Source organism: Candidatus Accumulibacter contiguus, from assembly GCF_012940005.1.
In the GTDB taxonomy this organism is placed as follows: domain Bacteria; phylum Pseudomonadota; class Gammaproteobacteria; order Burkholderiales; family Rhodocyclaceae; genus Accumulibacter; species Accumulibacter contiguus.
The window spans coordinates 1-4291 of the sequence record NZ_SPMX01000154.1; the positions used below are offsets into that span (position 1 = coordinate 1).

At 58.8% G+C, this 4291-nt stretch carries 2 protein-coding genes and 1 pseudogene; 2 read left to right on the top strand and 1 reads right to left on the bottom strand.

What is annotated here, in order from left to right; translation table 11 throughout:
• The coding region (locus tag E4Q08_RS23900; RefSeq protein ID WP_256436056.1) for a helicase-related protein at positions 1–1092 on the top strand (1092 nt) is incomplete at its 5' end.
• 301 nt (positions 1093–1393) lie between these two features.
• Here E4Q08_RS23900 and E4Q08_RS23905 read toward each other — a convergent pair.
• Positions 1394–2662: an IS4 family transposase gene (locus E4Q08_RS23905; RefSeq protein ID WP_308240221.1), complete on the bottom strand. Its 1269-nt coding sequence runs from the start codon at positions 2660–2662 to the stop codon at positions 1394–1396.
• 125 nt (positions 2663–2787) lie between these two features.
• On the opposite strand from E4Q08_RS23905, the pseudogene E4Q08_RS23910 reads away from it, so the two are divergent.
• Positions 2788–4291 (top strand): annotated as a pseudogene (locus tag E4Q08_RS23910) (TrlF family ATPase); the annotation flags it as partial.

A 4291-nucleotide genomic window follows, 5' to 3' on the forward strand; every position in this document is an offset into this window, starting at 1 on the left:
GACGCTGCCGACGAGGAAGCCGTCGACCAGCAGAAACAGACTGCATTGCAGCTCGAGGAACAGGGCGACATCGAGATTTTGCTTGCGCAGGTGCGAAGACTGCCGGTGGACACGAAAGCCGTGCGGCTCGCCGAGGTGCTCCAGTCCCTGCAACGAGGCAGCTACCATGCCACGGACCACTCGCTTCTGCCCGCTTTCCCGCAGGCGATTGTGTTCACCCAATACACCGACACGCTCGATTACCTGCGTGATTTCCTGAGGACACAGGGGTTCTCGGTGCTCTGCTACTCGGGGCGCGGTGGCGAATGGCTACAACCCGACGGTAGTTGGAAGCGCCTGACCCGAGAGGAGACGAAACGGCGCTTCAAGCGGCAGGATGCACAGGTTCTGGTGTGCACCGACGCGGCAGCAGAGGGGCTGAACTTCCAGTTCTGCGGCGCACTCGTCAATTTCGATTCGCCCTGGAACCCGATGCGAATCGAGCAACGCATCGGGCGGGTCGACCGCCTTGGCCAGCAGTTCCCGCGCATCGCGATCGTCAACCTGATGTACGAGGACACCGTCGAGACCGACGTCTACCGTGCGCTGAGATCACGCATCAACCTCTTCACCTCGGTGGTTGGCCCGCTGCAACCGATTCTCTCGGCGATGCCCGCCAGGATTGCCGAAGTCGCCCTGGCTAGACCGGAGAACCAGCAACAGGCCAGGGCAAATCTCATCAGTCAGCTTCAACAGGCAGCCAGCCAGGCTCCAGCAGAATCCTTCAACATCGACGAAGCCATCGAAGCCGCGCTCGAACAGCCTGAGCGCTTACCCGCCCCCTATGGGCTCGAAGAACTCGGCCACCTGTTGGACCACCCGAAGCTTCTGCCACCCGGCGCCGAAGCCCAACGGGTCGGTACGAAGGAGATCTTCTGGACGCAGCCCGGAGCACCACGTATCAGCGTCACCACAGACCCGGATTTTTTTGAGGAACATCCGGAGTCGGTCGAATTCTGGACGCCAGGTAGCCCGGCGTTTCCGGAGGATAATGGATCCGGGGTGCAATCGGCCGAGGGGGGGACGCTTGCTGACCTGATACGCACCACCTAACGGCAGCGTCATAACGCCCAAAACATATGTTGCCAAACCTGGAATCGGCAATTGCCCGCGTTCAATCGTTCCGTACGTCGGCAGGCGGCGGCTCTTCGTCGGTTCCGATACATGAGAAGCAACGAAACTCCTCGTTTCAGCATATGGCGGCTGGTGGTACGACTGCTGGGCCTGCCCTTAAGTCCGTTCGCTGTTCCAGTGCTCCCCGAATACCAAGCTCGGGAAGGGAATTATGTCTAGTTCATTAAGAGTTCAAAGCAAGCGGGGTTCCTTGCAATGCTCTCAAGCTAACAGAACATAGTCATGCCGATCCCTTGTAAGCGTGTGATAGATGGGGTTTTTTGGCGAAGTGTCTTGGGTATGATCGGTTTGGCTTGATCTGGACGAGATTCTTGATGAGTTGGTTGAAGACGGAGGGGACGTTGTCGAGAGCATCGAGGCCTTCGAGAAGCCAGCGGCCGAGGGTGCGCTTGATGCGAGAGAAGGTGTCGCCGCGGTTGATGAAGTAGCGAGCGCGGATGTGGGGATCGATAGTTTCGCTGGCGGCATGGACGGCCAGGGCATTGAGGTTGTCGCAGAGGACTTTTGCGCCGAAGTCCTGTTGTGCCGCCAGCCAGGACATGCCCGACAAGTGCTCCAGGGCCAGGCGGTGCTTGATCCGGCGGAAGGCCTCCTCAATTCTCCAGCGGGAGTGATAGAGCGCGCCGAATTGGTGAGCAGGGTAGGCGTCGAGGTCCAGGAGCGAGGTCACGAGGACACGGACCTTTTGTCCGAACACTCGGCGAATGAGGCGCACTTTGCAGGGCGTTGCGGCAATCTCGTAATCGAGCGCATCCTGTTTGCCAGGGGCGTGCAGGGTCACGATCCGCTCGGCGAGGCCGGATCGACGGAAGGTTCGGATGGCGCCGAAATTGAGGCTGTCCGCTCGCATGCAGAAGTGGCGTCCTCGCTGCGTCAAGGCGGCGAAGAGCCAGTAGGCTGGGTAACCGCGATCAAGCACCAGGATGTCGTTGTCGCGCAGTTTGTCGAGGTGCTCGAAGAGCATCTGACGCTCACCGACGTCGGGAGAATACAGCTTGGCGGCGAGGGTCATTTCGATCCCTGGCAGGTACAGCGCGAAGCCGATGGCATCGACCACATGGCGAGCGAACGACTTGCCGTCGCGGGTCTTGCCGAACAGGGTCAGGCGCAGGACCGTCGCATCGCCGGCAACGACGCGCAGCCCGTTCCACAATGGAAAGCCGAACTGCTCATCGACCAAAGTGAGGAAATGATCGTTGAGACGTCCGAAAGCGGTGGCCGACACCTGCTTCCGGGCTTGGGCAAAGGCCTGCGCGGAGACCTTTCGCAGCAGGTCGGCGCGGTTCGCCAGATTGGCGAAGAACGCGTCCAGTTCAGACTGCACTTTCGACGTGTATCCGCCGAGCAGGCAGGCCATCAGGCGCGCAAAACTGAGAACGCCGGTCCGCGAAAAGGCTCTCTCCGAAAGCCGAGCCTGAAGGAAAAATGCTTGCGAAACAAGATACTTGGAAAACGAGTCAACGACGTTGACATAAAGATCATGGCATATAAAATTTTACATACGTATCAAGGGGATGCCTACTGTGCCTTGTGCTCGCCTCGCGCGCAAGGGGCTTCTCCGGCGGCCCGTGAATCTATGCCAATCGGGTGTTAGGTTGAGAGCATTGGGGTTCCTTGTGGCACCGCTGGGATCCACATATTCATACGCCTGGTACGGCCTTGAATGACCAATACGCTGGTCCTGCACCCTGGGAGGAATTTTTCTGTGCCGTTGAAACATCGAATCCACCGATTCGCGCACTGGGCATTACCGATTATTTTGGCATCGAACGCTACGAGCAAGTCATCGATCAACAGCAACAGGGTCGCCTGGGGGGCGTCGGCTTAATTTTTCCCAACGTCGAGCTCCGCCTAAGCATCGAAACCACGAAGGCATCAGCGGTCAACATCCACCTGCTCTTCTCGCCCCATGACTCCGACCACGTCGAGCGCATCAAGCGCTTTCTGCTGGAATTCGAGTTTCCTTACTTGGGCGAATCATATCGCTGCCAACGTAGCGACCTCATCCGCCTGGGCCGTGCCCACAAACCGGCACTAACAGATGACGAAGCTGCGCGGTCTGAAGGCGCCAATCAGTTTAAAGTGGCCTTTGACCAGCTAAAGCAGGCATTGTCGAAAAACGAGTGGGTTAAGAAAAACATCTTGATCGCTGTCGCCGGCGGCGAAAAGGACGGGACCTCGGGTCTCCGCGACGCCACTGCCTCGTTCGCTGCACAGCGCAAGAACGTCGAAGGCCTGGCCCATATCGTCTTCAGCGCCAATCCCAAGCAGATCCGGTTCTGGCTGGGCAAGGAATCGGCCTCGGTCGAGGAACTTGAAAGCCAGTACAACGGACGTAAACCCTGCCTTCACGGCTCGGATGCGCATTCGCTCGCCAAAGCTGGCCAACCTGATGGCGACCGCCGATGCTGGATTAAGGGCGACCTGACGTTCGACTCACTGCGCCAGACCTGCATAGAACCGGAGGAACGCGTCTTCATAGGCGCAGAGCCGCCACGCGGCGCGCTGGACAGTCACACGATCAACTCTGTGGCCGTCACGAACGCACCCTGGATCAGGAATGACGCCGTTGAATTGAATGCGGGACTGGTTGCCGTGATCGGCGCGCGGGGATCAGGCAAGACCGCGCTGGCCGATCTGATTGCGGCAGGAGGTTTCGCACTTTCCCCTCATCTGAACGAGCGTTCTTTTATCCTCCGCGCGAAACGATACCTTGGCGACAGCGAAGCCAAACTTCAGTGGGCTTCTGGCGAAGAGACCGGCAACAAACTCGATCAAACCGACATGGAGGACCTGCTGGCCAGCCCTTATGTCCAGTACCTGTCGCAGCAGTTCGTCGATCAACTCTGCTCGGCAGAAGGCCTAAACGACGCTTTGGTTACGGAGATCGAACGTGTGATCTTCAATGCCCACCCGCTCACGGAGCGCCAGGGAGCCGATACCTTCACGGAGTTATTAGACATTCGTCTGCAAGGCTCACGCCAGACGCGCGAACGCCAGCAACAAGCACTGACCAAGGCGTCCGTGGACCTTGCTGACGAGCGAGTCAAGAAAGACGGGCTTAAGGCGCTGGAGAAAGACCGCGATGAGAAGAAAGGCTCGATCGAAAAAGGACAAG